23 protein-coding genes are annotated in these 21,134 nt (G+C 61.4%); 14 read left to right on the top strand and 9 right to left on the bottom strand.

Annotated elements, in window-relative coordinates; translation table 11 throughout:
- The first annotated feature begins 39 nt into the window (after positions 1 to 39).
- On the top strand, positions 40 to 426 hold the full coding sequence (locus ACU680_RS24590; RefSeq protein ID WP_448180753.1) for a DUF2784 domain-containing protein: 387 nt from the start codon (positions 40 to 42) through the stop codon (positions 424 to 426).
- Here the strand turns inward: ACU680_RS24590 and ACU680_RS24585 are convergent.
- The gene (locus ACU680_RS24585; protein ID WP_448180752.1) at positions 423 to 950 is read right to left on the bottom strand and encodes a DUF3087 domain-containing protein; all 528 of its coding nucleotides are present in this window, start codon (positions 948 to 950) and stop codon (positions 423 to 425) included. The two genes, ACU680_RS24590 and ACU680_RS24585, sit on opposite strands and share 4 nt — an antisense overlap.
- 223 nt (positions 951 to 1,173) lie before the next feature.
- Here ACU680_RS24585 and ppnN point away from each other — a divergent pair, with 223 nt between their 5' ends.
- Positions 1,174 to 2,547 carry a nucleotide 5'-monophosphate nucleosidase PpnN gene (gene ppnN, locus ACU680_RS24580; protein WP_108591941.1) on the top strand — a complete coding sequence of 458 codons (1,374 nt, stop codon included), beginning with the start codon at positions 1,174 to 1,176 and terminating at the stop codon, positions 2,545 to 2,547.
- A gap of 251 nt (positions 2,548 to 2,798) precedes the next feature.
- On the top strand, positions 2,799 to 3,533 hold the full coding sequence (locus ACU680_RS24575) for a substrate-binding periplasmic protein (protein ID WP_400758984.1): 735 nt from the start codon (positions 2,799 to 2,801) through the stop codon (positions 3,531 to 3,533).
- 272 nt (positions 3,534 to 3,805) lie between these two features.
- Here ACU680_RS24575 and ACU680_RS24570 read toward each other — a convergent pair whose 3' ends face one another.
- Positions 3,806 to 5,200, bottom strand: a complete 1,395-nt coding sequence (locus ACU680_RS24570) for an FAD/NAD(P)-binding protein (protein WP_448180751.1) — start codon at positions 5,198 to 5,200, stop codon at positions 3,806 to 3,808.
- 1 nt (position 5,201) lies between these two features.
- On the bottom strand, positions 5,202 to 5,765 hold the full coding sequence (locus ACU680_RS24565) for a helix-turn-helix domain-containing protein (protein ID WP_367084175.1): 564 nt from the start codon (positions 5,763 to 5,765) through the stop codon (positions 5,202 to 5,204).
- 85 nt (positions 5,766 to 5,850) lie between these two features.
- Between ACU680_RS24565 and ACU680_RS24560 the strand changes: the two genes are divergently transcribed.
- The 7 genes from ACU680_RS24560 to ACU680_RS24530 all read left to right on the top strand — a co-directional run bounded on the left by ACU680_RS24560 (position 5,851) and on the right by ACU680_RS24530 (position 13,061).
- On the top strand, positions 5,851 to 6,789 hold the full coding sequence (locus tag ACU680_RS24560) for a DMT family transporter (RefSeq protein WP_367084174.1): 939 nt from the start codon (positions 5,851 to 5,853) through the stop codon (positions 6,787 to 6,789).
- Positions 6,790 to 7,003: 214 nt separating this feature from the next.
- The gene (locus ACU680_RS24555; protein WP_448180750.1) at positions 7,004 to 9,922 is read left to right on the top strand and encodes a monovalent cation/H+ antiporter subunit A; all 2,919 of its coding nucleotides are present in this window, start codon (positions 7,004 to 7,006) and stop codon (positions 9,920 to 9,922) included.
- Positions 9,922 to 10,266 carry a Na+/H+ antiporter subunit C gene (locus tag ACU680_RS24550; protein WP_003225953.1) on the top strand — a complete coding sequence of 115 codons (345 nt, stop codon included), beginning with the start codon at positions 9,922 to 9,924 and terminating at the stop codon, positions 10,264 to 10,266. The genes ACU680_RS24555 and ACU680_RS24550 overlap by 1 nt, the downstream gene beginning before the upstream one ends.
- Positions 10,263 to 11,942 carry a monovalent cation/H+ antiporter subunit D gene (locus tag ACU680_RS24545; protein WP_448180749.1) on the top strand — a complete coding sequence of 560 codons (1,680 nt, stop codon included), beginning with the start codon at positions 10,263 to 10,265 and terminating at the stop codon, positions 11,940 to 11,942. The genes ACU680_RS24550 and ACU680_RS24545 overlap by 4 nt, the downstream gene beginning before the upstream one ends.
- Positions 11,939 to 12,427 (top strand): Na+/H+ antiporter subunit E, encoded by a 489-nt coding sequence (locus ACU680_RS24540; protein ID WP_007966918.1) that lies wholly within the window; start codon positions 11,939 to 11,941, stop codon positions 12,425 to 12,427. The genes ACU680_RS24545 and ACU680_RS24540 overlap by 4 nt, the downstream gene beginning before the upstream one ends.
- Positions 12,424 to 12,702: a K+/H+ antiporter subunit F gene (locus ACU680_RS24535; RefSeq protein WP_367084171.1), complete on the top strand. Its 279-nt coding sequence runs from the start codon at positions 12,424 to 12,426 to the stop codon at positions 12,700 to 12,702. The genes ACU680_RS24540 and ACU680_RS24535 overlap by 4 nt, the downstream gene beginning before the upstream one ends.
- Positions 12,699 to 13,061, top strand: coding sequence for a Na+/H+ antiporter subunit G (locus ACU680_RS24530; RefSeq protein WP_007966916.1), 363 nt, complete (start codon positions 12,699 to 12,701; stop codon positions 13,059 to 13,061). The genes ACU680_RS24535 and ACU680_RS24530 overlap by 4 nt, the downstream gene beginning before the upstream one ends.
- 145 nt (positions 13,062 to 13,206) lie before the next feature.
- Here ACU680_RS24530 and ACU680_RS24525 read toward each other — a convergent pair whose 3' ends face one another.
- Positions 13,207 to 13,647, bottom strand: coding sequence for a DUF3995 domain-containing protein (locus tag ACU680_RS24525; RefSeq protein ID WP_007966915.1), 441 nt, complete (start codon positions 13,645 to 13,647; stop codon positions 13,207 to 13,209).
- Positions 13,648 to 13,741: 94 nt separating this feature from the next.
- Here ACU680_RS24525 and ACU680_RS24520 point away from each other — a divergent pair, with 94 nt between their 5' ends.
- Together ACU680_RS24520 and ACU680_RS24515 are read left to right on the top strand one after the other, a co-directional pair.
- Positions 13,742 to 14,131, top strand: a complete 390-nt coding sequence (locus tag ACU680_RS24520) for a DUF2946 domain-containing protein (RefSeq protein WP_047598254.1) — start codon at positions 13,742 to 13,744, stop codon at positions 14,129 to 14,131.
- 92 nt (positions 14,132 to 14,223) lie between these two features.
- The gene (locus tag ACU680_RS24515) at positions 14,224 to 16,356 is read left to right on the top strand and encodes a TonB-dependent receptor (RefSeq protein WP_448180748.1); all 2,133 of its coding nucleotides are present in this window, start codon (positions 14,224 to 14,226) and stop codon (positions 16,354 to 16,356) included.
- 157 nt (positions 16,357 to 16,513) lie between these two features.
- On the opposite strand, the gene ACU680_RS24510 is transcribed toward ACU680_RS24515, so the two are convergent.
- The 3 genes from ACU680_RS24510 to ACU680_RS24500 form a co-directional block, all read right to left on the bottom strand.
- On the bottom strand, positions 16,514 to 17,530 hold the full coding sequence (locus ACU680_RS24510) for an ABC transporter substrate-binding protein (protein ID WP_448180747.1): 1,017 nt from the start codon (positions 17,528 to 17,530) through the stop codon (positions 16,514 to 16,516).
- 128 nt (positions 17,531 to 17,658) lie between these two features.
- Positions 17,659 to 17,856 (bottom strand): hypothetical protein, encoded by a 198-nt coding sequence (locus tag ACU680_RS24505; RefSeq protein WP_027612962.1) that lies wholly within the window; start codon positions 17,854 to 17,856, stop codon positions 17,659 to 17,661.
- A gap of 8 nt (positions 17,857 to 17,864) precedes the next feature.
- The gene (locus ACU680_RS24500) at positions 17,865 to 18,335 is read right to left on the bottom strand and encodes a hypothetical protein (protein ID WP_007966910.1); all 471 of its coding nucleotides are present in this window, start codon (positions 18,333 to 18,335) and stop codon (positions 17,865 to 17,867) included.
- Positions 18,336 to 18,737: 402 nt separating this feature from the next.
- Here ACU680_RS24500 and ACU680_RS24495 point away from each other — a divergent pair, with 402 nt between their 5' ends.
- Together ACU680_RS24495 and ACU680_RS24490 are read left to right on the top strand one after the other, a co-directional pair.
- Positions 18,738 to 19,013, top strand: a complete 276-nt coding sequence (locus ACU680_RS24495; RefSeq protein WP_448180746.1) for a hypothetical protein — start codon at positions 18,738 to 18,740, stop codon at positions 19,011 to 19,013.
- Positions 19,014 to 19,059: 46 nt separating this feature from the next.
- Positions 19,060 to 19,296 carry a DUF2789 family protein gene (locus tag ACU680_RS24490; RefSeq protein ID WP_095666879.1) on the top strand — a complete coding sequence of 79 codons (237 nt, stop codon included), beginning with the start codon at positions 19,060 to 19,062 and terminating at the stop codon, positions 19,294 to 19,296.
- 6 nt (positions 19,297 to 19,302) lie between these two features.
- On the opposite strand, the gene ACU680_RS24485 is transcribed toward ACU680_RS24490, so the two are convergent.
- Together ACU680_RS24485 and ACU680_RS24480 are read right to left on the bottom strand one after the other, a co-directional pair.
- The gene (locus tag ACU680_RS24485) at positions 19,303 to 19,503 is read right to left on the bottom strand and encodes a hypothetical protein (protein ID WP_007966907.1); all 201 of its coding nucleotides are present in this window, start codon (positions 19,501 to 19,503) and stop codon (positions 19,303 to 19,305) included.
- A gap of 112 nt (positions 19,504 to 19,615) precedes the next feature.
- Positions 19,616 to 20,839, bottom strand: coding sequence for a methyl-accepting chemotaxis protein (locus ACU680_RS24480; RefSeq protein WP_448180816.1), 1,224 nt, complete (start codon positions 20,837 to 20,839; stop codon positions 19,616 to 19,618).
- Positions 20,840 to 21,134: the final 295 nt, after the last annotated feature.

Here is a 21,134-nt window from a genome sequence, read left to right as displayed (position 1 = left end):
GTACCATGGAGGCCTTCACAACCGCGTCAGGGAGACGACATGCTGTACCGAATCGCAGCCGACGGGCTGGTGCTGTTCCACCTGTCATTCATTCTGTTCGTGCTGTTCGGCGGGCTGCTGGTACTCAGGTGGCCACGCCTGATGTGGCTGCACTTGCCAGCGGCTGCCTGGGGCGTGGCGGTCGAGGTGTTGCACCTGACTTGTCCGCTGACCTACTGGGAAAACCTGATGCGCCACGCCGCCGGGCAGACCGAATACGCCGGCGGCTTCATCGAGCACTACATCTGGCCGATCATCTATCCCGCCGGGCTGACGCCGCAGATCCAGTTGGCGCTGGGCAGTGTGGTGCTGGTGATCAACCTGCTGGTCTACGGGCGCCTGGCCCGTGCGTGGAAACTGCGCCGCGCCAGCCGTATTCCGTTTTAACGCGCGGTGGGTTTCAAGGCTTGCAACCAGGCCGGATCCAGGCGCTTCTGGTCGATTTCCAGACCCAGTGCCAGCATCCGCTCCTTGTGCGCTTCGACTTCACGGTGCAATTGCGCGTGATCGCTGGAATTACCGTCCAGTTCATGCATCTGCGTCAGCCCCAGATGATAGAAGCGCAGCACCTTCATCGCGGTCGGATCGCTTTGTTCCACCGCAGCGGTCACCTGATGCATCACGTTGGTCACGCTCATCAGGCTGCGCTTGAGCCGCCAGCTATAGACCGCCGGGGCCATCCACGGCTGCTGCCAGAACTGCCCGCGCATCAGCGCTGCCGTCAGCAGAAACGCGACAAACACTCCGCCGACGTTGAAGCGCAGATTATCCCCGCCGGGTTCGCCGAACAGCGCCACCGCCGCCGTCGAAAGCGCCATCGCCAGCACCAGGAACAGCACGGCAATGATCAGCGTGCTGCGCCGGGTCTGCTGGCGAAACGTTGCTGGGTCCATCGGCTGGATCTCGAACATCAGGCATGACTTCCTTGAGCGATAAAAAGGGCAACGGAAAAAACTCGCTGCGCATTATCGCCTCTCTCCGCGATTTAGCTATGCTGGGGGCCCTTTTCATCTCTTCAGCGTCCAACTGGGACATGGCGGTACAGCGCAGATCGTGCCATCTTCATTCATGGATACACACTATTCGGATGCCATTTGCCTGCCATTGGAATGACATCGTTTTAAGGATCATTGCATGACCCAACGACACGTAATCAACGCCTCGGTCAGCCCGAAAGGCAGCCTGGAAACCCTTTCTCAACGTGAAGTTCAGCAACTGAGCGAAGCCGGATCCGGCAGCACCTACACCCTGTTCCGCCAGTGCGCCCTGGCCATCCTCAATACCGGCGCCCATGTCGACAACGCGAAAACCATTCTGGAAGCCTACAAGGACTTCGAAATCCGCATTCACCAGCAGGATCGCGGCGTGCGCCTCGAACTGCTGAACGCCCCGGCTGACGCCTTCGTCGACGGCGAAATGATCGCCAGCACCCGCGAGATGCTGTTCAGCGCCCTGCGTGACATCGTCTACACCGAAAACGAACTCGACAGCCAACGCATCGACCTCAGCACCTCGCAAGGCATCAGCGACTACGTGTTCCACCTGTTGCGCAACGCGCGCACCCTGCGCCCCGGTGTGGAGCCGAAAATCGTCGTGTGCTGGGGCGGTCACTCGATCAACACCGAAGAATACAAATACACCAAGAAAGTCGGCCACGAACTGGGCCTGCGCAGCCTAGACATCTGCACCGGTTGCGGCCCCGGTGTGATGAAAGGCCCGATGAAGGGCGCAACCATCGCCCACGCCAAGCAGCGCATCCACGGTGGGCGCTACCTCGGCCTGACCGAGCCGGGGATCATCGCCGCCGAAGCGCCGAACCCGATCGTCAATGAGCTGGTGATCCTGCCGGACATCGAAAAACGCCTGGAAGCGTTCGTCCGGGTCGGCCACGGCATCATCATCTTCCCGGGCGGCGCCGGTACCGCCGAAGAGTTCCTGTACCTGCTGGGCATCCTGATGCACCCGGACAACGAAGGCCTGCCGTTCCCGGTGATTCTCACGGGGCCGAAACATGCCGCGCCGTATCTGGAACAGCTCGACGCCTTCGTCACCGCCACCCTCGGCGATGCGGCAAAGCAGCACTACCAGATCATCATCGACGACCCGGCCGAAGTCGCCCGGCAGATGACCGCCGGCCTCAAAGCGGTGAAGCAGTTCCGCCGCGAGCGCAACGACGCGTTCCACTTCAACTGGCTGCTGAAGATCGACGAAAGCTTCCAGCGCCCGTTCGATCCGACCCACGAAAACATGGCCAACCTCAAGCTGCACCGCGACCAGCCGCCCCACGAACTGGCGGCCAACCTGCGCCGCGCGTTCTCCGGGATCGTCGCCGGCAACGTCAAGGACAAGGGCATTCGTCTGATCGAAGAACACGGGCCGTATCAGATCCGCGGTGACGCGGCGATCATGCAGCCGCTCGACGCACTGCTCAAAGCCTTCGTCGCCCAACACCGAATGAAACTGCCGGGCGGCGCGGCGTATGTGCCGTGCTATCGCGTAGTGGCATAACCCTCAAGCCACCCCCCCCCCACACCACAAACCAATGTGGGAGCGAGCTTGCTCGCGAAGGCATTCGGTCAGTGACATCAATGCTGACTGACACTGCGCTTTCGCGAGCAGGCTCGCCCCCACAATTGTTTTGAGGTCAACCCGATGCTGCCGTTCAGCCTTGGTTTCTGACACAAAAGCCCCTCACATTCCTCACGACAGCCACCCCCGGCCCGTACTAAGCTTCGCGCTCAATTTTTCAGGGACGATTCATGAAACGGATTGCCGCGTGTCTGCTGTCACTCCTGGCCCTGGCGGCCAATGCGGCGGACCTGCAACTGCTCACCGACAATCACCCGCCCCTGCATTTTCAACAAGGCGATCAACTGGTGGGTTATGGCGTGGATGTGGTGCGCGCGCTGGCCGAACAGACCGGTGACCGGATCGTGCTGCAACAAGTACCGTTGCTGCGTGCCCTGCGCACCGCCAGCGAGACCCCGAATACGGGCGTTTTCACGGTTTTGCGCACCGACGAGCGCGATGATCGTTACCAATGGGTCGGGCCGCTGATCGAAGTCGAAACCGCCCTCTACGGCCACGCATACAGCCAGCCACCGGTACGTTCGCTGCAAGAGGCGGATCAGGCCGGGCGCATCAGCGTGCCGCGCAAATGGCTGGTCTACAGCTACCTTCAGCAGCAAAACCTGAAAAACCTCGACGGTGTCGAAACCCCTGAGCAGATGATGCGCCTGTTCAGTCTGGGCCGAACCGACTTCGTGGTCTCCGACACCCTGTCCACCGCCGCCCTGGCCCGTACCCAGGGCATGGAACCGGGACGCTTGCAGTATCAGATGTCGTTGATGAAACAGGACACCTACATTGCTTTTTCGCTGCAGACCGATCCGGTTCAGGTCAAACGCTGGCAACAGGCGCTGGAAACCTTGCGCGCCGACGGGCGCCTGGAGCAGATTCGCCAGCGCTGGCTGATGAATGCACTGCCGAGATAATCATAGGCTGAACTGGCCCCATCGCTGGCAAGCCAGCTCCCACAGTGGTTTGTGTTGTTCACGGATTTTGTGATCCATGCAAACCCCTATTGAGGCTGGCTTGCCAGCTACCCCAGTTTTCTGTGTTGTTCACAGATTTTGTGATCCATGCAAAACCCTATTGGGGCTGGCTTGCCAGCTAACACAGCTTTCTGTGTTGTTCGCAGATTTTGTGATCCATGCAAAACCCTGTGGGAGCTGGCTTGCCAGCGATGGGGCCAGTCACAACAACATCAATCAAACAGACGCGCCGCCAGCATCTTCGCCTGCAACGCCACATCGGTCACCGCCGTGCTCTCCCACCACATCCCGCGCAACGGTGGCCCCATCGCGAACAGTCGGCTACCGGCCTGCCCTTCAGCGTCCAGCACCGCACCGTCCACCGCCGCCGCAATCCCCAGCGCCAACGGCCCCGGACGCACCAGCCCACGCGCCAGCAACTGCTGCGGCAGCGGGCGCGCGACGCGGCGCCAGTCGTACTCGATGCCACTGGAATTGATCAGCGCTGCACCTTGCACCACACAGGTTTGCGCCTCGCCGCGACGCCGAATTCGAATGCTCACACCCTCGCCCGTCATCGGCTCAAGCCCTTTGAACGACGCCGCCTGAATCCGCAACCGTCCTTCGTTGTGCAAGCGCTCAACCAATGCTGCACTCAGCGGCGGCGACCGGTGATGGTGACTCTCCCACCACGGCCGCACATGCCGTACGAATTGTCGACGCTGCACGTCAGTCGCCTGACTCCACAACCGTCCGATATGCGCCCGCACGGTGTCCAGCGGCGCTTGCCAATCGATGCCCTGAGCGATCGCCTCGCGGCAATGCCTGCGCAGTTCGCGCAACAATTGTCGCGGTGTGCGGATGCTCTGATTCTCGGCGAGGAAATCCACCCATGCCGGCGGTTGGCGCCGCACATGGGGCAACAGCCCATGACGGGAAAACACTTCGATCGCCCCGCGATGCCCTGCCTGCTCCAGCGAAACCACCGCATCGACCATGGTCAGGCCGGAGCCGATGATCAGCACGGTCGATTGCGGATCGAGCTGGCGCATGGCAGCGACATCCCACGGGTCGAGCGCTGCGGCGTTCAGGCCGCTGGACTCTTTCTGCGGCGTGCGGGCGGCGGGGAACATGCCCGTGGCGAGCACGGCGTAGGCACCGCGCAGAGTCTGCCCATTACTCAAACTCAGTTGCACCGAATCGGCCTCGCTTTGCAGATCGACGACTTCGGCGCAGATATGCTCGACGCTCGACCCCCGCTGCGCACCGACGATTCGCGCCTCGGCCAGACGCTGCTGCACATACACGCCGAACAGCCCGCGTGGCGGGAACAGTTCGCTGACCGGCACATTCTGCTCGGCAGATTCCGGCCAGCCACCGGCGGCAATGTGCGCGGTCAGCCATTGAGTCAGGTCATCGGGGTTGTCCGGGTCGACACTCATGCGCGCCGCATTGCCGTTGAGCGTGTGGCCAAGCTCGACGGCGCTGTAGGCTTCACCGCGACCGAGCTCGGCGCGCGGTTCGATGATCTGGATCCGGCGCTGGCCGGGCAGTCGCAGCAATTGCACGGCCAGCATCGTGCCACTGAGGCCACCGCCGATGATCAGGATGTCTGCGTTCTGATTCATTTCAAATCACCACATTACGCACAAACCGCACCGCGACCGTTCCGTCGTTGCGATAGCCGTGCGGCTGGTTGCTGGCAAACATGAAAAACTCGCCAGTGGAAATGGTATTGGTCACATCGCCGACCGTCAGCGTCAGGCAACCTTCGAACACATAAATCTGTTCACTCCAGCCATCGGCATCCGGTTGTGAGGGATAGATTTCGCCCGGCTGCAGGCACCATTCCCATTGCTCGACCTCGCGGGTGGCGGTGGCCTTGGACAACAGCACCGCTTTACTCCCCGGAATGACGCCGGCCCAGGCCACCTCGTTGATGCGGCTGGTATCGCGTGCGTCGGGGGCCTGGATCAGGTCGCTGAAGGCCACGTCGAGCGCTTCGGCAACGCGATCAAGGGTGGTCAGGCTGACATTCTTTTCCCCAGCCTCGATCGCCACCAGCATGCGCCGACTGACGCCGGACTTTTCCGCCAGCGCGGTCTGGCTCATGTCGGCAGCGTGGCGCAGGCGCCGGACGTTGTGGCTGACGTGTTGCAGGACGGACGCCCGTTGGCTGGAATCTTTGTGCACTATATTGCTCACTCGGTGGGGTTGGGCAGTATACTGCGCAACGTTGGGCGCATTGTGCGTCCTGCCTTTTATAGTGCGCAAGGTCATGACGTCAGTGAACGAATCTTCCACCTCTCTCCGCTTTTCCCGCTTCAGCAAGGCCGAGTGCGTGCTGGTGCTGATCACCATGGTCTGGGGCGGCACGTTCCTGCTGGTGCAACACGCGATGACCGTCAGCGGCCCGATGTTTTTTGTCGGCCTGCGCTTTGCCGCTGCGGCGTGCATCGTCGCGCTGTTCTCCTGGCGTCACTTGCGTGAACTCACGTTATTTGAACTCAAGGCCGGATCCTTCATCGGTGTGGCAATCATGCTCGGTTACGGCCTGCAGACGGTGGGCCTGCAAACGATCCCGAGCAGCCAGTCGGCATTCATCACCGCGCTGTACGTGCCCTTCGTGCCGTTGCTGCAATGGCTGGTGCTGGGCCGTCGCCCGGGACTGATGCCGAGCATTGGCATCATGCTGGCGTTTACCGGGTTGATGCTGTTGTCCGGGCCTTCCGGGGCTTCGCTGAATTTCAGCCCCGGAGAAATCGCCACGCTGATCAGCGCCATCGCGATTGCCGCCGAGATCATTCTGATCAGCACCTACGCCGGTCAGGTCGATGTGCGTCGGGTGACCGTGGTGCAACTGGCGGCGACCTCGGTGCTGTCGTTCCTGCTGGTGGTGCCGACAGGTGAAGCACTCCCGGATTTTTCCTGGACCTTGCTGGTGACTGCTCTGGGCCTCGGCGCGGCGAGTGCGGCGATTCAGGTGGCGATGAACTGGGCGCAGAAAAGTGTTTCGCCGACCCGGGCAACCTTGATCTATGCCGGTGAACCGGTGTGGGCCGGGATCGTCGGGCGGATCGCCGGGGAGCGTCTGCCGGCGATTGCCTTGGTTGGCGCGGGGTTGATTGTGGCGGCGGTGATTGTCAGTGAGTTGAAGACCAAGGGTAAGGTTGACGTCGAAGTTGAGGGTGCCTTGGAGAACGACAGCGGCAATTGAGCGCGAAGATCAAAAGATCGCAGCCTGCGGCAGCTCCTACATGGAATGCATATCCCTGTAGGAGCTGCCGCAGGCTGCGATCTTTTTTCGCCCTTGAAACAAGGCCAAACCAAATTTTTCAGACTACTTTGTAGGATTCTGAGACATCCTCGGGTTTGGTAATCAGGGAGCTGGCACGTATGATGCTTCACAAACTTCCGCAGATTAGAAGCCTATGTCCCTGATAGTTCTACTGCTTCTGCCATTCATTGGCAGCTGTCTGGCAGCGGTGCTGCCACACAACGCGCGTAATACCGAATCCCTGTTGGCAGGTCTGGTCGCTCTGATCGGCACCGTGCAGGTCGCGCTGTTGTACCCGCAAATCGCCCACGGCGGGGTGATCCGCGAAGAATTCATGTGGCTGCCCAGCCTCGGTTTGAACTTCGTCCTGCGCATGGACGGCTTCGCCTGGCTGTTCTCGCTGCTGGTGCTGGGCATCGGCGCGCTGGTCTCTTTGTATGCGCGTTATTACATGTCGCCGGACGATCCGGTGCCGCGCTTCTTCGCCTTTTTCCTGGCGTTCATGGGCGCCATGCTCGGGTTGGTGATCTCCGGCAACCTGATCCAGATCGTGTTCTTCTGGGAGCTGACCAGCCTCTTCTCGTTCCTGCTCATCGGCTATTGGCACCACCGCGCCGATGCCCGGCGTGGCGCTTATATGGCGCTGATGGTCACCGGTGCCGGGGGACTATGCCTGCTGGCGGGGGTCATGATCCTCGGCCATGTCGTCGGCAGCTATGACCTGGACAAGGTCCTGGCCGCCGGCGATCAGATTCGCGCACATGCCCTCTACCCTATTCTGCTTCCCCTCATCCTCATCGGCGCCCTCAGCAAAAGCGCCCAGTTCCCTTTCCACTTCTGGCTGCCGCACGCGATGGCGGCGCCCACCCCGGTTTCGGCTTATCTGCACTCGGCGACCATGGTCAAGGCTGGAGTGTTCCTGCTCGCGCGTCTGTGGCCGTCACTGTCCGGCAGTGAAGAATGGTTCTACATCGTCAGCGGCGCCGGTGCGTGTACGTTGTTGCTCGGCGCCTATTGCGCAATGTTCCAGAACGACCTCAAGGGCCTGCTGGCCTACTCGACCATCAGCCATCTGGGCCTGATCACCTTGCTGCTGGGCCTGAACAGCCCGCTGGCGGCGGTCGCGGCGGTGTTCCACATCCTCAATCATGCGACCTTCAAGGCTTCGCTGTTCATGGCCGCCGGGATCATCGACCACGAAAGCGGCACCCGCGACATCCGCAAGCTCAGCGGCCTGATCAAACTGATTCCGTTCACCGCCACATTGGCGATGGTTGCCAGTGCGTCGATGGCTGGCGTGCCGTTGCTCAACGGCTTCCTGTCGAAAGAAATGTTTTTCGCCGAAACCGTGTTCATCAACGCCACCGCGTGGGTTGAAGCGGCGTTGCCGATTGTCGCGACCATCGCCGGGACCTTCAGCGTCGCCTACTCGCTGCGCTTCACCGTCGACGTGTTCTTCGGCCCGACCGCTACCGATCTGCCGCACACCCCGCACGAACCACCGCGCTGGATGCGTGCGCCGGTCGAACTGCTGGTGTTCACCTGCCTGATCGTCGGGATCTTCCCGGCGCAAGTGGTCGGCCCGCTGCTCGCGGCCGCCGCACTGCCAGTGGTGGGTGGAACGCTGCCTGAGTACAGTCTGGCGATCTGGCACGGTCTGAACGCGCCGATGATCATGAGCCTGATCGCCATGTCCGGCGGCATCGTGGTCTATCTGCTGCTGCGCAACCAGCTCAAGCGTGGCCGCTTCAAATACCCGCCGCTGGTGGGCCGCTTCAACGGCAAGCGCCTGTTCGAGCGCAGTCTGGTCCTGATGATGCGCATGGCCCGCCGGGTCGAACGCCGACTCGGCACCCGCCGCCTGCAAATGCAACTGTTCCTGATGGTATTGGCGGCGGTACTCGCCGGCCTGATCCCGATGCTGCACAGCAGCCTGAGCTGGGGCGATCGGCCGAAGATTCCGGGTTCCATCGTGTTCGTCACCCTGTGGCTGCTGGCGATTGCCTGCGCCCTTGGCGCCGCATGGCAGGCCAAGTATCACCGTCTCGCCGCCCTGACCATGGTCAGCGTCTGCGGGCTGATGACCTGCGTGACCTTCGTCTGGTTCTCGGCACCGGATCTGGCGCTGACGCAACTGGCGGTCGAAGTGGTGACCACGGTGCTGATCCTGCTCGGTCTGCGCTGGCTGCCGCGACGCATCGAAGAAGTCTCGCCACTGCCATCGAGCCTGCGCAAGGCGCGCATTCGCCGCTTGCGCGACTTGCTGCTGTCGATTGCCGTCGGCGCCGGCATGGCGCTGCTGTCCTACGCGATGCTGACGCGGCAGACCCCCAACGACATTTCCTCGTTCTACCTCAGTCGCGCCATGCCCGAGGGCGGGGGCAGCAACGTGGTCAACGTGATGCTGGTGGACTTCCGTGGCTTCGACACCCTCGGTGAAATCACCGTGCTGGTGGCCGTGGCGCTGACCGTGTTCGCCCTGCTGCGCCGCTTCCGCCCGCCGAAAGAAAGCCTGCAACTGCCCGCTCAGCAACGCCTGCTCGCGCCGGACGTGGTCACCGACCTGGTCAACCCGCGCAGCGCCAGCGACACCGCGCTCGGCTTCATGATGGTGCCCGCGGTGCTGGTGCGCCTGTTGCTGCCGATTGCGCTGGTGGTGTCGTTCTACCTGTTCATGCGCGGCCACAACCAGCCGGGCGGCGGTTTCGTCGCCGGACTGGTGATGTCGGTGGCGTTCATCCTGCAATACATGGTTGCCGGTACGCAGTGGGTCGAGGCGCAAATGAGCCTGCGACCGCTGCGCTGGATGGGCACTGGCCTGCTGTTCGCCACCGCCACCGGTCTTGGGGCGATGGCGGTCGGTTATCCGTTCCTGACCACCCACACCTGGCATTTCGCCTTGCCGCTGCTGGGCGAGATCCATATCGCCAGCGCACTGTTCTTCGACATCGGCGTGTACGCCGTGGTGGTCGGTTCGACGTTGCTGATCCTGACCGCCCTCGCCCACCAATCGGTGCGGGGTCACAAGACCGCGTCACTGCCCAAGTCCGTCGCCAGCAAAGGAGCCGTCTGATGGAAGAAGTCATCGCAATCGCCATCGGCGTGCTCGCCGCATCCGGTGTGTGGCTGGTGTTGCGGCCACGGACATTTCAGGTGGTCATGGGCCTGTGCCTGCTGTCTTACGCGGTCAACCTGTTCATCTTCAGCATGGGCAGCCTGTTCATCGGTAAAGAGCCGGTGATCAAGGACGGCGTGACCCAGGACTTGCTGCATTACACCGATCCTCTGCCGCAGGCGCTGGTGCTGACTGCAATCGTCATCAGCTTCGCCATGACCGCGTTGTTCCTGGTGGTGTTGCTCGCGTCGCGGGGCCTTACCGGCACCGACCACGTCGACGGCCGGGAGCCCAAGGAATGATGGCGATGACCCACCTGATCGCCGCACCGATCCTGCTGCCGCTGCTGACCGCCGCAATCATGTTGATGCTCGGCGAGAAGCACCGGCCACTGAAGGCGAAAATCAACCTGTTCTCGAGCCTCGTCGGCCTGTTCATTTCGGTGATGCTGCTGCAGTGGACGCAAACCACCGGCGTGCCCGGCTCCATTGGCGTGTACCTACCGGGCAACTGGCAGGCGCCGTTCGGCATCGTGCTGGTGGTCGATCGCCTGTCGGCCTTGATGCTGGTACTGACCGGGATCATCGGTGTCAGCGCCCTGCTGTTCGCCATGGCACGCTGGGACGGCGCGGGATCGAGCTTCCACGCGTTGTTCCAGATTCAACTGATGGGCCTGTACGGCGCCTTCCTCACCGCCGACCTGTTCAACCTGTTCGTGTTCTTCGAAGTGCTGCTCGCCGCCTCTTATGGTCTGTTGCTGCACGGTTCGGGTCGGGCGCGGGTGTCGTCGGGGCTGCATTACATCTCGATCAACCTGCTGGCCTCGTCACTGTTCCTTATTGGCGCTGCGCTGATCTACGGCGTCACCGGCACCCTGAACATGGCCGATCTGGCGCTGAAGATTCCGCTGGTGCCGGAAGCCGATCGTGGCTTGCTGCACGCCGGTGCGGGGATTCTTGCGGTGGCATTCCTGGCCAAGGCCGGCATGTGGCCGCTGAACTTCTGGCTGGTGCCGGCCTACTCCTCGGCCAGTGCGCCGGTGGCGGCGATGTTCGCGATCATGACCAAGGTCGGCGTCTACACCCTGCTGCGTCTGTGGACGCTGCTGTTCTCCGGGCAGGCCGGGGCTTCGGCGTTCTTCGGTGGCGACTGGCTGATCTACGGCGGCATGGCGACCATCGCCTGCGCGGCGCTGGCGATTCTGGCGGCGCAACGCCTGGAGCGCATGGCCAGCCTGAGCATTCTGGTGTCGGCCGGGATTCTGTTGTCGGCGGTGGGTTTCGCCCAGCCGAACCTGATCGGCGCGGCGCTGTTCTATCTGGTCAGCTCGACCCTGGCGCTGAGCGCGCTGTTCCTGCTGGCGGAGCTGATCGAGCGTTCACGTTCGGCCAACGAAATCCCGCTGGAGGATGAAAGCGAGTTGCTGCCGCGTCCGCAGGAGTCCCTGCAACCGCCCAAGGGCATCAACCTCGACGACGAACAGAAAGCCGTGGTCGGCCAGGTCATCCCGTGGACCATGGCATTTCTTGGCCTGAGCTTCATCGCCTGCGCGCTGCTGATCATCGGCATGCCGCCGCTGTCCGGGTTCATCGGCAAGCTCAGCCTGATCGGCGCCCTGCTCAATCCGCTGGGGCTGGGCAGCGAAGCGCCAATCTCCAACGCGGCCTGGGCGTTGCTGGCGTTGTTGATCCTCTCCGGACTGGCTTCGCTGATGGCATTTGCGCGCATGGGCGTCCAGCGTTTCTGGACGCCCGAGGAACGCCCGTCGCCGCTGCTGCGCAAGCTTGAATGCGCGCCGATCTTCCTGTTGCTGGGGCTGAGCATCGCGCTGACCTTCAAGGCCGAACCGCTGCTGCGTTACACCCAGGCCACCGCCGACGCGCTGAACAACCCGCAGCAATACGTGATGGCGGTGCTCGGCACCCGCGCCGTGCCAAGCCCTGAAGCCAAGGCGGCGATGCTGGAGGTGCAGCCATGAAGCGCGTGTTTCCGGCACCGTTGCTGTCACTGGCGTTGTGGGTTTTGTGGCTGACGCTGAACCTGTCCGTCAGCCCGGGCAACCTGCTGCTCGGCGCGATACTCGGCTTCGCCGCACCATTGATGATGCGCAAGCTGCGCCCGAAACAGGTGCGCATCCGCCGCCCGCTGACGATTTTGCGCCTGTTCGTAATGGTGGGCCGTGATGTGGTGATGTCCAATCTGATCGTCGCCTGGGGAGTGCTCAATGCCGGTCGCCGGCCGCCGCGCTCAGGCTTCGTCAAAGTGCCGCTGGACCTGCGCGACGCCAACGGTCTGGCCGCGCTGGCGATGATCTGCACCGTGGTGCCCGGCACCGTGTGGTCGGAGCTGGCGCTGGATCGCAGCATTCTGCTGCTGCACGTTTGGGATCTGGATGACGAGGCGCACTTCATCCACCACTTCAAGACTGCCTACGAGCAGCCGTTGATGGAGATTTTCGAATGAGCCCGCTGCTGTCGAACGCGATTCTGCTGACGCTGTTCCTGTTCTCGCTGGCAATGATCCTGACCCTGATTCGCCTGTTCAAGGGGCCGTCGGCACAGGATCGAGTGCTGGCGCTGGATTACCTGTACATCGTCGCCATGCTGATGATGCTGACCCTGGGCATTCGCTATTCCAGTGACACTTATTTCGAGGCGGCACTGCTGATCGCGCTGTTCGGCTTCGTCGGCTCGTTTGCCCTGGCGAAATTCCTGCTGCGTGGCGAGGTGATCGAATGAATGCGCAATTGTCGCTGTGGGTGGAGATTCCGGTGGCGATCCTTCTGGTGCTCAGCGGGGTGTTTGCGCTGATTGGCGCGACCGGATTGCTGCGCATGAAGGATTACTTCCAGCGCATGCACCCGCCGGCGCTGGCCTCGACAATCGGCGCGTGGTGCGTGGCACTGGCGTCGATCATCTGTTTCTCGGCACTCAAGTCGGGGCCGGTGATGCATGCCTGGCTGATTCCGATCCTGTTGGCGATCACCGTACCGGTGACCACGTTACTGCTGGCGCGGGCAGCGCTATTCCGCAAGCGCATGGCCGGGGATGATGTGCCGGCTGAGGTGAGCAGTCGCAGGACCGAGAGCGGTAGTTAATTCGGCGGTGTCTGGGCAGGCCTCTTCGCGGGCAAGCCCGCTCCCACAGGGTTTTGGATGGAGCCCATTACTTGTGAACACCCACAATCACTGTGGGAGCGGGCTTGCCCGCGAAGAGGCCGGTATTGCCAACACATGAATCGGGTCAGACCCAAGCTACCGCCAACAACCCGGCCCCCAACACCAGACACAGCGGCGAATACACCCAGGTATCCAGCCGCGCAAACCGCGACCCTTTTACTTCCTTGAAAAACCCCACCAGATTCGAATCGCCGATCGCCCGGGCAAACATCAGCAACGCAATCGCGCTGATCACCCATTGCAATGCCTTGTGATGCACCGCCGGCATGCCCCAGCCGACGCGCATGCACACCAGCGCGGCGATCACCAATAATGCTGCCGCCACCAACAAAGTGATCCAGCCTGACGGTTTGAACGCCGGTCGCACCGTCACCACCAGTCCTTGCACCGGCACTTGCGGTACCGCCGCCACCGCCGCCCATTGCCCACCCAGCGCCCAGTACACGTGTACCAGGGCGATTGCCGCAAATATCGTCACCAGCCATTGAGCCAGCACAAAGGTCATGGTCGAGAATCCTTTCGAGGGATTTGAACAAAACATCCTAGTTGGCATTTTTTGAAGTGCACGACCGATCAGCGGTACGGTAAAGTGCCGCCCCATGAAATTCACCCGTTCCGATCGCTCACTGCTGGCCTGGATGCTTTATTGCTGCGTCCTGTTCAACGTGTTCGCCTGCAGCATCGGTCACGGACAAATGGTCGGGATGCAGCTCAACGGTATCGGCGGCCAGTTCTGTACAGTCGACCCGGCCACGCAAGCGCCGCTGACCAGCAATCCCAGTGAAGAACAATTGCCGACCCTGTCCAAGGCGTTCGGCTGCCCGTTGTGCTCGGTCGGCGGCGGCATGGGCCCGGCGTTCAACTCCAGCCTGACCCTCGCGGTTCTGCCCGAGCAACACAGCCCGCCGCTGGCACCCATCGTCAGCGCCGACCTCCCTGCCCGCTTCACCTGGCCTTCGGCCAACCCTCGCGCCCCACCGCTCGCCTGAGTGTCTTTGCCTTTTTGATTTTTCAGCTCACTGCGCCAACGCGCGGCGTTTGCCTGTGCGCTGATTCCTAGACAAGCATTCAGGATTCAACGATGAAACATATTCCTCTGCTGGCGAGCCTGTGCGGCTGCCTGTCCCTTAACGCCTGGGCGCAATCCACCGTGGATCTGGCGCCAATCACCATCGACGGCGAATCCACCAGCGAACCGGGCCTGAGCCTCGATCAATCCAGCGGCATGGCCTCACGCCTCGGCCTCAGCGTGCGCGACACACCGGCCTCGGTGGCCGTCGCCAATCGCAACGACATCGAACGCCACGGCGCACAGAACTTCCAGGACGCCGCCAACACCCTGCCCGGGGTCAATGCCAGCGCACCGCCAGGCTTTGGCGGATTCGTCTCCTATCGCGGTTTCACCAGCAGCCAGATCACCCAGATGTTCAACGGCGTCACCGTCTCCGGCGGCCTCGCCCGACCGGTGGATTCATGGATCTATGATCGAGTCGAACTGGTGGGCGGCCCGTCGTCGCTGATCAACGGCGCCGGCTCGGTCGGCGGCTCGTTGAACTACGTGACCAAACTGGCGACCCGCGACGAACAAGCCGCCGAAGGTCGCGTCAGCTACGGCAGCTACGACACCACGGAAACCGCGTTCGGCCTCAACCACGCGCTGACCGACCCGAGCGCCGACGTGCAGCACTACGCGCGGCTCGACGTCAGTCACAACACCAGCAACGGCTACATCGACCGGCAGGAGCGCGATGCCTGGAGCGTGGCGTTCTCGTTGCTCAGCGACCTCACGCCGGACCTGTCGCACACCCTGGCCCTGGAATATCAGGACGAACACGAAGACAGCCCGTACTGGGGCACGCCGGTGCTCAACCCCAAGGCCGGCGAGTTGAAGATCGACAAACACAATCGCTTCAACAACTACAACGTCGAGGACGGGCGCTACGAACAGCGCACGATCTGGGTGCGTTCGATCATCGATTACCGGATCAACGACAGCACCACCTTGCGCAACACGCTGTATCACCTCGACAGCCAGCGCGACTACCGCAACCTCGAGACTTATCAGTACAACGCTGACAACACCGCGGTGAACCGCTCCACCGCCTATCAAGTGCGGCATCAGGGCGAGCAGAACGGCAACCAGTTCGAACTGCGCCACGACAATACCCTGTTCGGCCTCGACACCACCTGGTCCGGCGGTTTCGAGTACAAGGTCAACCAGACCACCAACTCGCCGTTGAACATCAAAGGCGCGAGCACGGTCGACCCGAACAACTACCGTCCGGGGCATTTCTACGATATTCCCGGCACCAACCCTACACTGATCAGCGACAAGACTAACGAGGTCACGACCAAGGCGCTGTTCGTGGAAAACCGCCTGGCACTGACCGACAAACTGGCGCTGCTCACTGGCCTGCGGTACGACGACATCGACCTCGACGTGACCAACCATCGCACCGTGACGGCCGCCAATCCCAAGCACCTCAAACGCAGCTGGGAGCCGGTCACCGGGCGCGTCGGCCTGACTTACCAGTTCATCCCATCGGCCAACGTCTACCTGCAATACAGCACCGCCGCCGAGCAACCGAATGGTACGCAGGACTTCGATGTATCAACCGGCAAGCAGTGGGAAATCGGCAGCAAGTTCGACTACCTGAATGGCCGTGGCTCGGCGACAGTTGCCGCCTACACCATCGAGCGCAAGGACTTCGCCGTGACTGATCCGCTGGATCCGACCAGCAGCATCCCGGTGGGTCAACAAACCTCGAAAGGCATCGAGATCGCCAGCTCCCTGCGCATCACCGACAAACTGATGGCCGAAGGCAACTTCGCCTGGGTCGATGCGCAATACGACGACTTCACCGAAAAGAACGCCGCCGGCGCGGTGGTTTCACGCAAGGGCAACACACCGACCAACGTTCCGGACCGGGTGGGCAACCTGTGGCTGACTTACGACTTCTCCCCGCAGTGGCAAGGCGGGGTCGATGCGCGGTATGTGGCGTCGGTGTACGCAGATACGGCGAACACCATGACCGTGCCGTCGTACACGCTGTTCGGCAGCTTCCTCAGCTACAAGGTCGACTCGCACACCACCGTCACCGGCCGGGTGCGTAACATGACCAACGAGGTGTATGCCGAGTTTGCGCATGTTTCGCCGGCTTACTATCTGGGTACGCCGCGCACATTTGAATTGGCGGTGCAAACTCGATTCTGAGTCGACACATAACCTGTGGCGAGGGAGCTTGCTCCCGCTCGACTGTGGAGCAGTCGCTATCTCGGAAAATGCGGTTTTACTTATTAACCGCGTCAGCCGATTTCAGGGCTGCTTCGCAACCCAGCGGGAGCAAGCTCCCTCGCCACAGAAGCCCATCTCATTTCAGATCAGCCGCCACCTTCTCCGCCACATCCTTCGGCACCCACGCCTGCCACACCTCCGGATGCGCCTTCATGAACGCCTCAGCCGCTTGCCGTGGCGCGGTGTGCTTCTCGCTCATCTCGGCCAACGCCTTGTTCAGCGGCTCGATCGGGAAATCCACCTTGCTGAAGAAATCCGCGATCTGCGGATACTGCTTCTGGAACGGTGTAGACACGCCAATCGACAGCTTCGACGCCAGCGAACGGGTCGGTTTCGGATTAGGGTTATCGGCATCGGTCAGGGTCTTCCACGCCTCGGCATCGAACGGTGGCTCTTCCAGCTGCACCAGTTTGAATTTGCCCAGCAATGGCGTCGGCGACCAGTAATAGAACAGCACCGGTTTGCCCCGACGGATCGAAGAGCTGATCTCGGCATCCAGCGCCGCGCCCGAGCCACTGCGGAAATTGGTGTAATCGTCCTGCAGGCCGTAAGCGGTCAGCTTCTGCTTGTTCACCACTTCCGAGGTCCAGCCGATCGGGCTGTTGAGGAACCGACCCTTGCTCGGATTTTCCGGGTCCTTGAACACATCCTTGTATTTCTTCAGATCACTGACACTGCGCAGGTCCGGCGCCAGCGGCTTGATGCCCTTGGCCGGGTCACCCTTGATCACGTATTCCGGCACCCACCAGCCTTCAGTCGCGCCCTTGACCGTATCGCCGAGACTGACGACCTTGCCCTCCGCTTCAGCCTTGACCCACACCGGACTGCGCCCGGCCCACTCTTCGCCAATGACCTGAATGTCATTGTTGGCCAGCGCGGTTTCCAGGGTGATGGTAGTGCCGGGCAACGTATCGGTCGGCAGGCCATAGCCCTTCTCGACGATGATCCGCAGGACATCGGTGATCAGGCTGCCGCTTTCCCAGTTCAGGTCGGCAAAATGGATGGGCGCTTGCGCCGCCGTTACCGGTTGCGCTGATGTCAGCACACCGAACGTGACCACGCTGGCGGCCAGTAACCGTCGAAATCCTTTCATGCTTTTGCACCTCGTGCTGTTCACAGCAATAGCAGGATGGCCTGGCAGAAGACCGCAAGCCTCTGAATACTCAGTCAACTGACTGTAGCCGAGGTTCCTGCTTTTTCCGGGGGCCAATCCCGGCGAGGTTATGTTTCAGACTTTTCCTGCAAGCTTTGCAGCTCGCGTCTGACCATGCTGGCGTATTCCGCAGGCCGCAAGGTGTAGATCTGCGCTGCCACCCAGTTCAGCCACGCGCCCTGCAATTCGGCTTTGGCGTTGAACAGGCGCAAGGCCTCTTCACGTGCGCGGTCCAGGTTCTGCGAATGGAAGTCGGCGCGACTCAAACCACCGATCACTCGCTGGCCTTGAACGTGATCAGTTCACCCTTGCGCCACTTCGCCGCTTTACCGGTAACGGCTTTCAGGGTCTTGGTCAGGCCTTCCTGCAGTTGCTGGTGTGCGGCAAAAACCGTTACCACGCTGTGGCCTTCCTTGAACAGAATCGCGTGGCCGTCCGCTGTATCGACAAAGGCGTAATCGCCCAGGCCGTACACCGTCAGCTTGATTTCGCGAAAGCGGATGTCCATCTTGCCGCCTTCGCGGCTGGGCAGCACGGCCGCGCTGAAATGATCGCCGACCTTGAGCTTGAGTCCCGGTTTATCATCGACCACCAATGCACTTTCGGTGTCGATCTCGGCCACGTAAATACCTTCGGCATTCTGTTCGGTGATGTAAACAAAACGCGATTGAAACAGCTTGACCAGCTTTGCACGCAAATCACCCAACACGAACAAAGCATGCATATCGAGATTACTGACTGCCAAAGAAACATCCCCACATCTGAAAAGTACCTTGCGCCAAAACGCGCACGGCAAAAAAACGGCCAGGCCGATGCTGTTACCGAATGACTTCAGTAAACCTGAGACAAGCAGAACGCCCATTCATCAATGGGTTCGCAAGACTACTGGAAAGTCAGGCGAGAAACTTGCCTCGACGTTCGCCAAACCTTGAAGGAAAAATCTTCATTGAAGCGCAACGAAGACGGACTACAAACTTTAGGGAAAAAACTGACGAAAAAAAGCCCTTTTCCGACATATCGCCGGTAAAAAATTGCTTTAGATAGGCACCTGTCGTCAACAGACGCTGGCGATTCTAGAGCAGCGATGCTGCTTCCGACTACCTGAACCGACCTGTAACCGTCGGCTATCTCATGAAAAGGACTTCATATGTGCACTCTGACTCACTTTGTCCAGCCTTCCAAACCCGTCATCGACTCGCCGTTCGTACTGCAAGGCACCGATCTGGCTGAACTTGCGGAGCACGGAGCAGGCAGTCACAGACCGCGATTTCAAGTAGTTCCGGCGGGTAACGCGTTCTTTCATATCAAGGAATCTTCCACCGGTCGTGTAAGAGGTTTCCGCGAAGACCATAACGAGGCGTGCGCCCTCGCCCGCTCGCTTGAATCACGAATCGAACTCTTGTCCAACGGCTGCCTCAGATAAAGAGCGAGCGACAGCGCCATTCCGGCACACGCAAAAGGAGTACACGATGGAACTGCCTGCATATGATCTGAAAACCCTGTTCGACCAACTGGGCCTGCCATCGGAAAACGGGGCAATCGACGATTTCATCGAAGCGCATCCGCTGGATGCCAACACCAAGTTGATCGACGCCGAGTTCTGGACGCCGCAACAGGCGCAATTGCTGAAGGAGTGGCTGCGCGCCGACGGCGAAGAAGCGGTGATGGTCGATGAGTTGAACGTACGCCTGCACGACGGACGTTAATAAATGTCAGTGCAGGCTGTCGCCAGGCTCGGCCATCAGTTGCGCGAGCCAGGCAGCCTTGCACTCCTCCGCCTCGTCGCGGCTGGCGAACGCGGTGCCGCGCCGCTCACCATTGAGCAACACCACCCAGCAGACGCTTTGGCCCATCGCGCGCAATCCGGCGGGCACACCACTGCCAATCATCACCGCGACATCGACTCTGCACATACTGACCTCTCGATTTCATTAGCTACCTAACTAATAGCCATGTTAATGACTTCGTCACAGAGGAAACAGCAACCCACGTGCACAGATTCATTGCGCGAGCGGTAACAATCGATCAGCGCGGATTCTCCGGTTTATAACCCAGGCGCAGTCCGCCCCAATGCCGGCCCTTGACCATGATCGGCACTGACAAGTCGTGCATCAGCTCCCCGGTATCGCGGGTGTAAGTCTGCAATAGCACCGCCTGTTGATGGCTGCCGCAGCGAATCCCGGTGCGGTCGGCGAACTTGCGTTTGGTGCGGTTACCCACCGCGTCGACCTGCGCGTCACCGGTCAACGGCTGACTGAACGCCAGGTTGTGCGTCGGCACATAACCCTGCGGCGTGCACGCGATGGCGAACACCAACCCCTCATGGCGCGGCAGCAGGGGCTCCTGAATCGCCGGCAATACCTGATCGGTGTAGCGGTCGAAACGGGTCTGAAACTTCGCCGGTTGCGTGCCGGGAATCGGTTGATATTGACGGTCGAACAAATCCTCAAGACTGATCCGCCCCTGCTCGACATCCGCCTCGAACCGCGCCGCAATCTGACTCGCGCCCTCACGCGCCAGGTCATAGACGCGCTGGTGATAGTCATCCAGACCGACTTCGGCCAGACGCTCGCTGATGGTTTCCGCCTGCCCTTCCATCTGCACAGCGGCCTCGGCCAGGCGTCGGGTTTGCTGATCGCTGATCGCCAGATCACTGCGCATCTGCTCGATGGCCTTGAACAGACTGTCGAGCTGCTCGCGATTGGTTTCCGCGCCACGGGCGATTTCACCGACCTGGGTTTCTACGCCTGCCGCCAACCGCGCGATGTTTTGCAGATGCTGGCCGGTGTTTTCAACTTGTTCGACACCGATCTGCAGATCGCTGGACAGCTCGCGGATCTGCTCCACCACTTGCGCCGTGCGTTGCTGAATATCGGCGACCATCTCGCCCACCTCGCCGGTCGCCGAGGCCGTCCGCGCTGCCAGACCGCGCACCTCATCCGCCACCACCGCAAAACCACGGCCATGCTCGCCAGCCCGCGCCGCTTCAATCGCCGCGTTCAGGGCGAGCAGATTGGTCTGGCTGGCGATGGACTGAATCACCAGCGTCACCCGTTGAATGTCATCGCTGCGCAGGCTCAGGGCTTCGATCAATTCACGGCTGGCGTTGGCGCGTTGACTGAGTTGATGCATGCGCGCAATCGAGTCCACCAGTTCGGTGCGCCCCGCCGCGCTGCTGTGATGCGCCTCGCTGGCGGCGTCCAGCGCTTCACGGCTGAGCTGCGAAGTGGCGTGTTCGGTGGCGATCATCACTTCGGCGTTGCTGACAATCTGCGCCGCCGCATCGAGTTGCGATTCCAGTTTGCTCGCCAGTTGCTTGACGGAAAACGCCACACCGGCAGCTGACAGTGCGTTATGACTGGTGGTGTAGGAAAGATCGCGGGTGAGTTCGGAAATCGCGCTGCCGGCATCGACAGGCGCAGCATCAGGGATGGCCCGCGAGCGCAGGCGTGGCAGCCAGACAATCAGCACAGCCAGCGGCAGGCCGATGTACAGCGACCATCCACCCAGCGTCATGCCGGCGAGCAACAGCATCAGGGCGATG

The sequence above is a fragment of the Pseudomonas sp. LF020 genome (assembly GCF_053456425.1).
This window is presented reverse-complemented; position numbering and strand designations above follow the sequence as displayed.

Coding starts and splice junctions, on each gene's coding strand:
- ACU680_RS24520 (WP_047598254.1), top strand. CDS start 13,742: ATGAAATTCACCCGTTCCGATCGCTCACTGCTGGCCTGGATGCTTTAT.
- ACU680_RS24525 (WP_007966915.1), bottom strand. CDS start 13,647: ATGACCTTTGTGCTGGCTCAATGGCTGGTGACGATATTTGCGGCAATC.
- ACU680_RS24480 (WP_448180816.1), bottom strand. CDS start 20,839: ATGATCGCCACCGAACACGCCACTTCGCAGCTCAGCCGTGAAGCGCTG.
- ACU680_RS24495 (WP_448180746.1), top strand. CDS start 18,738: ATGTGCACTCTGACTCACTTTGTCCAGCCTTCCAAACCCGTCATCGAC.
- ACU680_RS24530 (WP_007966916.1), top strand. CDS start 12,699: ATGAATGCGCAATTGTCGCTGTGGGTGGAGATTCCGGTGGCGATCCTT.
- ACU680_RS24535 (WP_367084171.1), top strand. CDS start 12,424: ATGAGCCCGCTGCTGTCGAACGCGATTCTGCTGACGCTGTTCCTGTTC.
- ACU680_RS24555 (WP_448180750.1), top strand. CDS start 7,004: ATGTCCCTGATAGTTCTACTGCTTCTGCCATTCATTGGCAGCTGTCTG.
- ACU680_RS24515 (WP_448180748.1), top strand. CDS start 14,224: ATGAAACATATTCCTCTGCTGGCGAGCCTGTGCGGCTGCCTGTCCCTT.
- ACU680_RS24575 (WP_400758984.1), top strand. CDS start 2,799: ATGAAACGGATTGCCGCGTGTCTGCTGTCACTCCTGGCCCTGGCGGCC.
- ppnN (WP_108591941.1), top strand. CDS start 1,174: ATGACCCAACGACACGTAATCAACGCCTCGGTCAGCCCGAAAGGCAGC.
- ACU680_RS24550 (WP_003225953.1), top strand. CDS start 9,922: ATGGAAGAAGTCATCGCAATCGCCATCGGCGTGCTCGCCGCATCCGGT.
- ACU680_RS24540 (WP_007966918.1), top strand. CDS start 11,939: ATGAAGCGCGTGTTTCCGGCACCGTTGCTGTCACTGGCGTTGTGGGTT.
- ACU680_RS24545 (WP_448180749.1), top strand. CDS start 10,263: ATGATGGCGATGACCCACCTGATCGCCGCACCGATCCTGCTGCCGCTG.
- ACU680_RS24590 (WP_448180753.1), top strand. CDS start 40: ATGCTGTACCGAATCGCAGCCGACGGGCTGGTGCTGTTCCACCTGTCA.
- ACU680_RS24585 (WP_448180752.1), bottom strand. CDS start 950: ATGTTCGAGATCCAGCCGATGGACCCAGCAACGTTTCGCCAGCAGACC.
- ACU680_RS24560 (WP_367084174.1), top strand. CDS start 5,851: ATGACGTCAGTGAACGAATCTTCCACCTCTCTCCGCTTTTCCCGCTTC.
- ACU680_RS24490 (WP_095666879.1), top strand. CDS start 19,060: ATGGAACTGCCTGCATATGATCTGAAAACCCTGTTCGACCAACTGGGC.
- ACU680_RS24485 (WP_007966907.1), bottom strand. CDS start 19,503: ATGTGCAGAGTCGATGTCGCGGTGATGATTGGCAGTGGTGTGCCCGCC.
- ACU680_RS24570 (WP_448180751.1), bottom strand. CDS start 5,200: ATGAATCAGAACGCAGACATCCTGATCATCGGCGGTGGCCTCAGTGGC.
- ACU680_RS24510 (WP_448180747.1), bottom strand. CDS start 17,530: ATGAAAGGATTTCGACGGTTACTGGCCGCCAGCGTGGTCACGTTCGGT.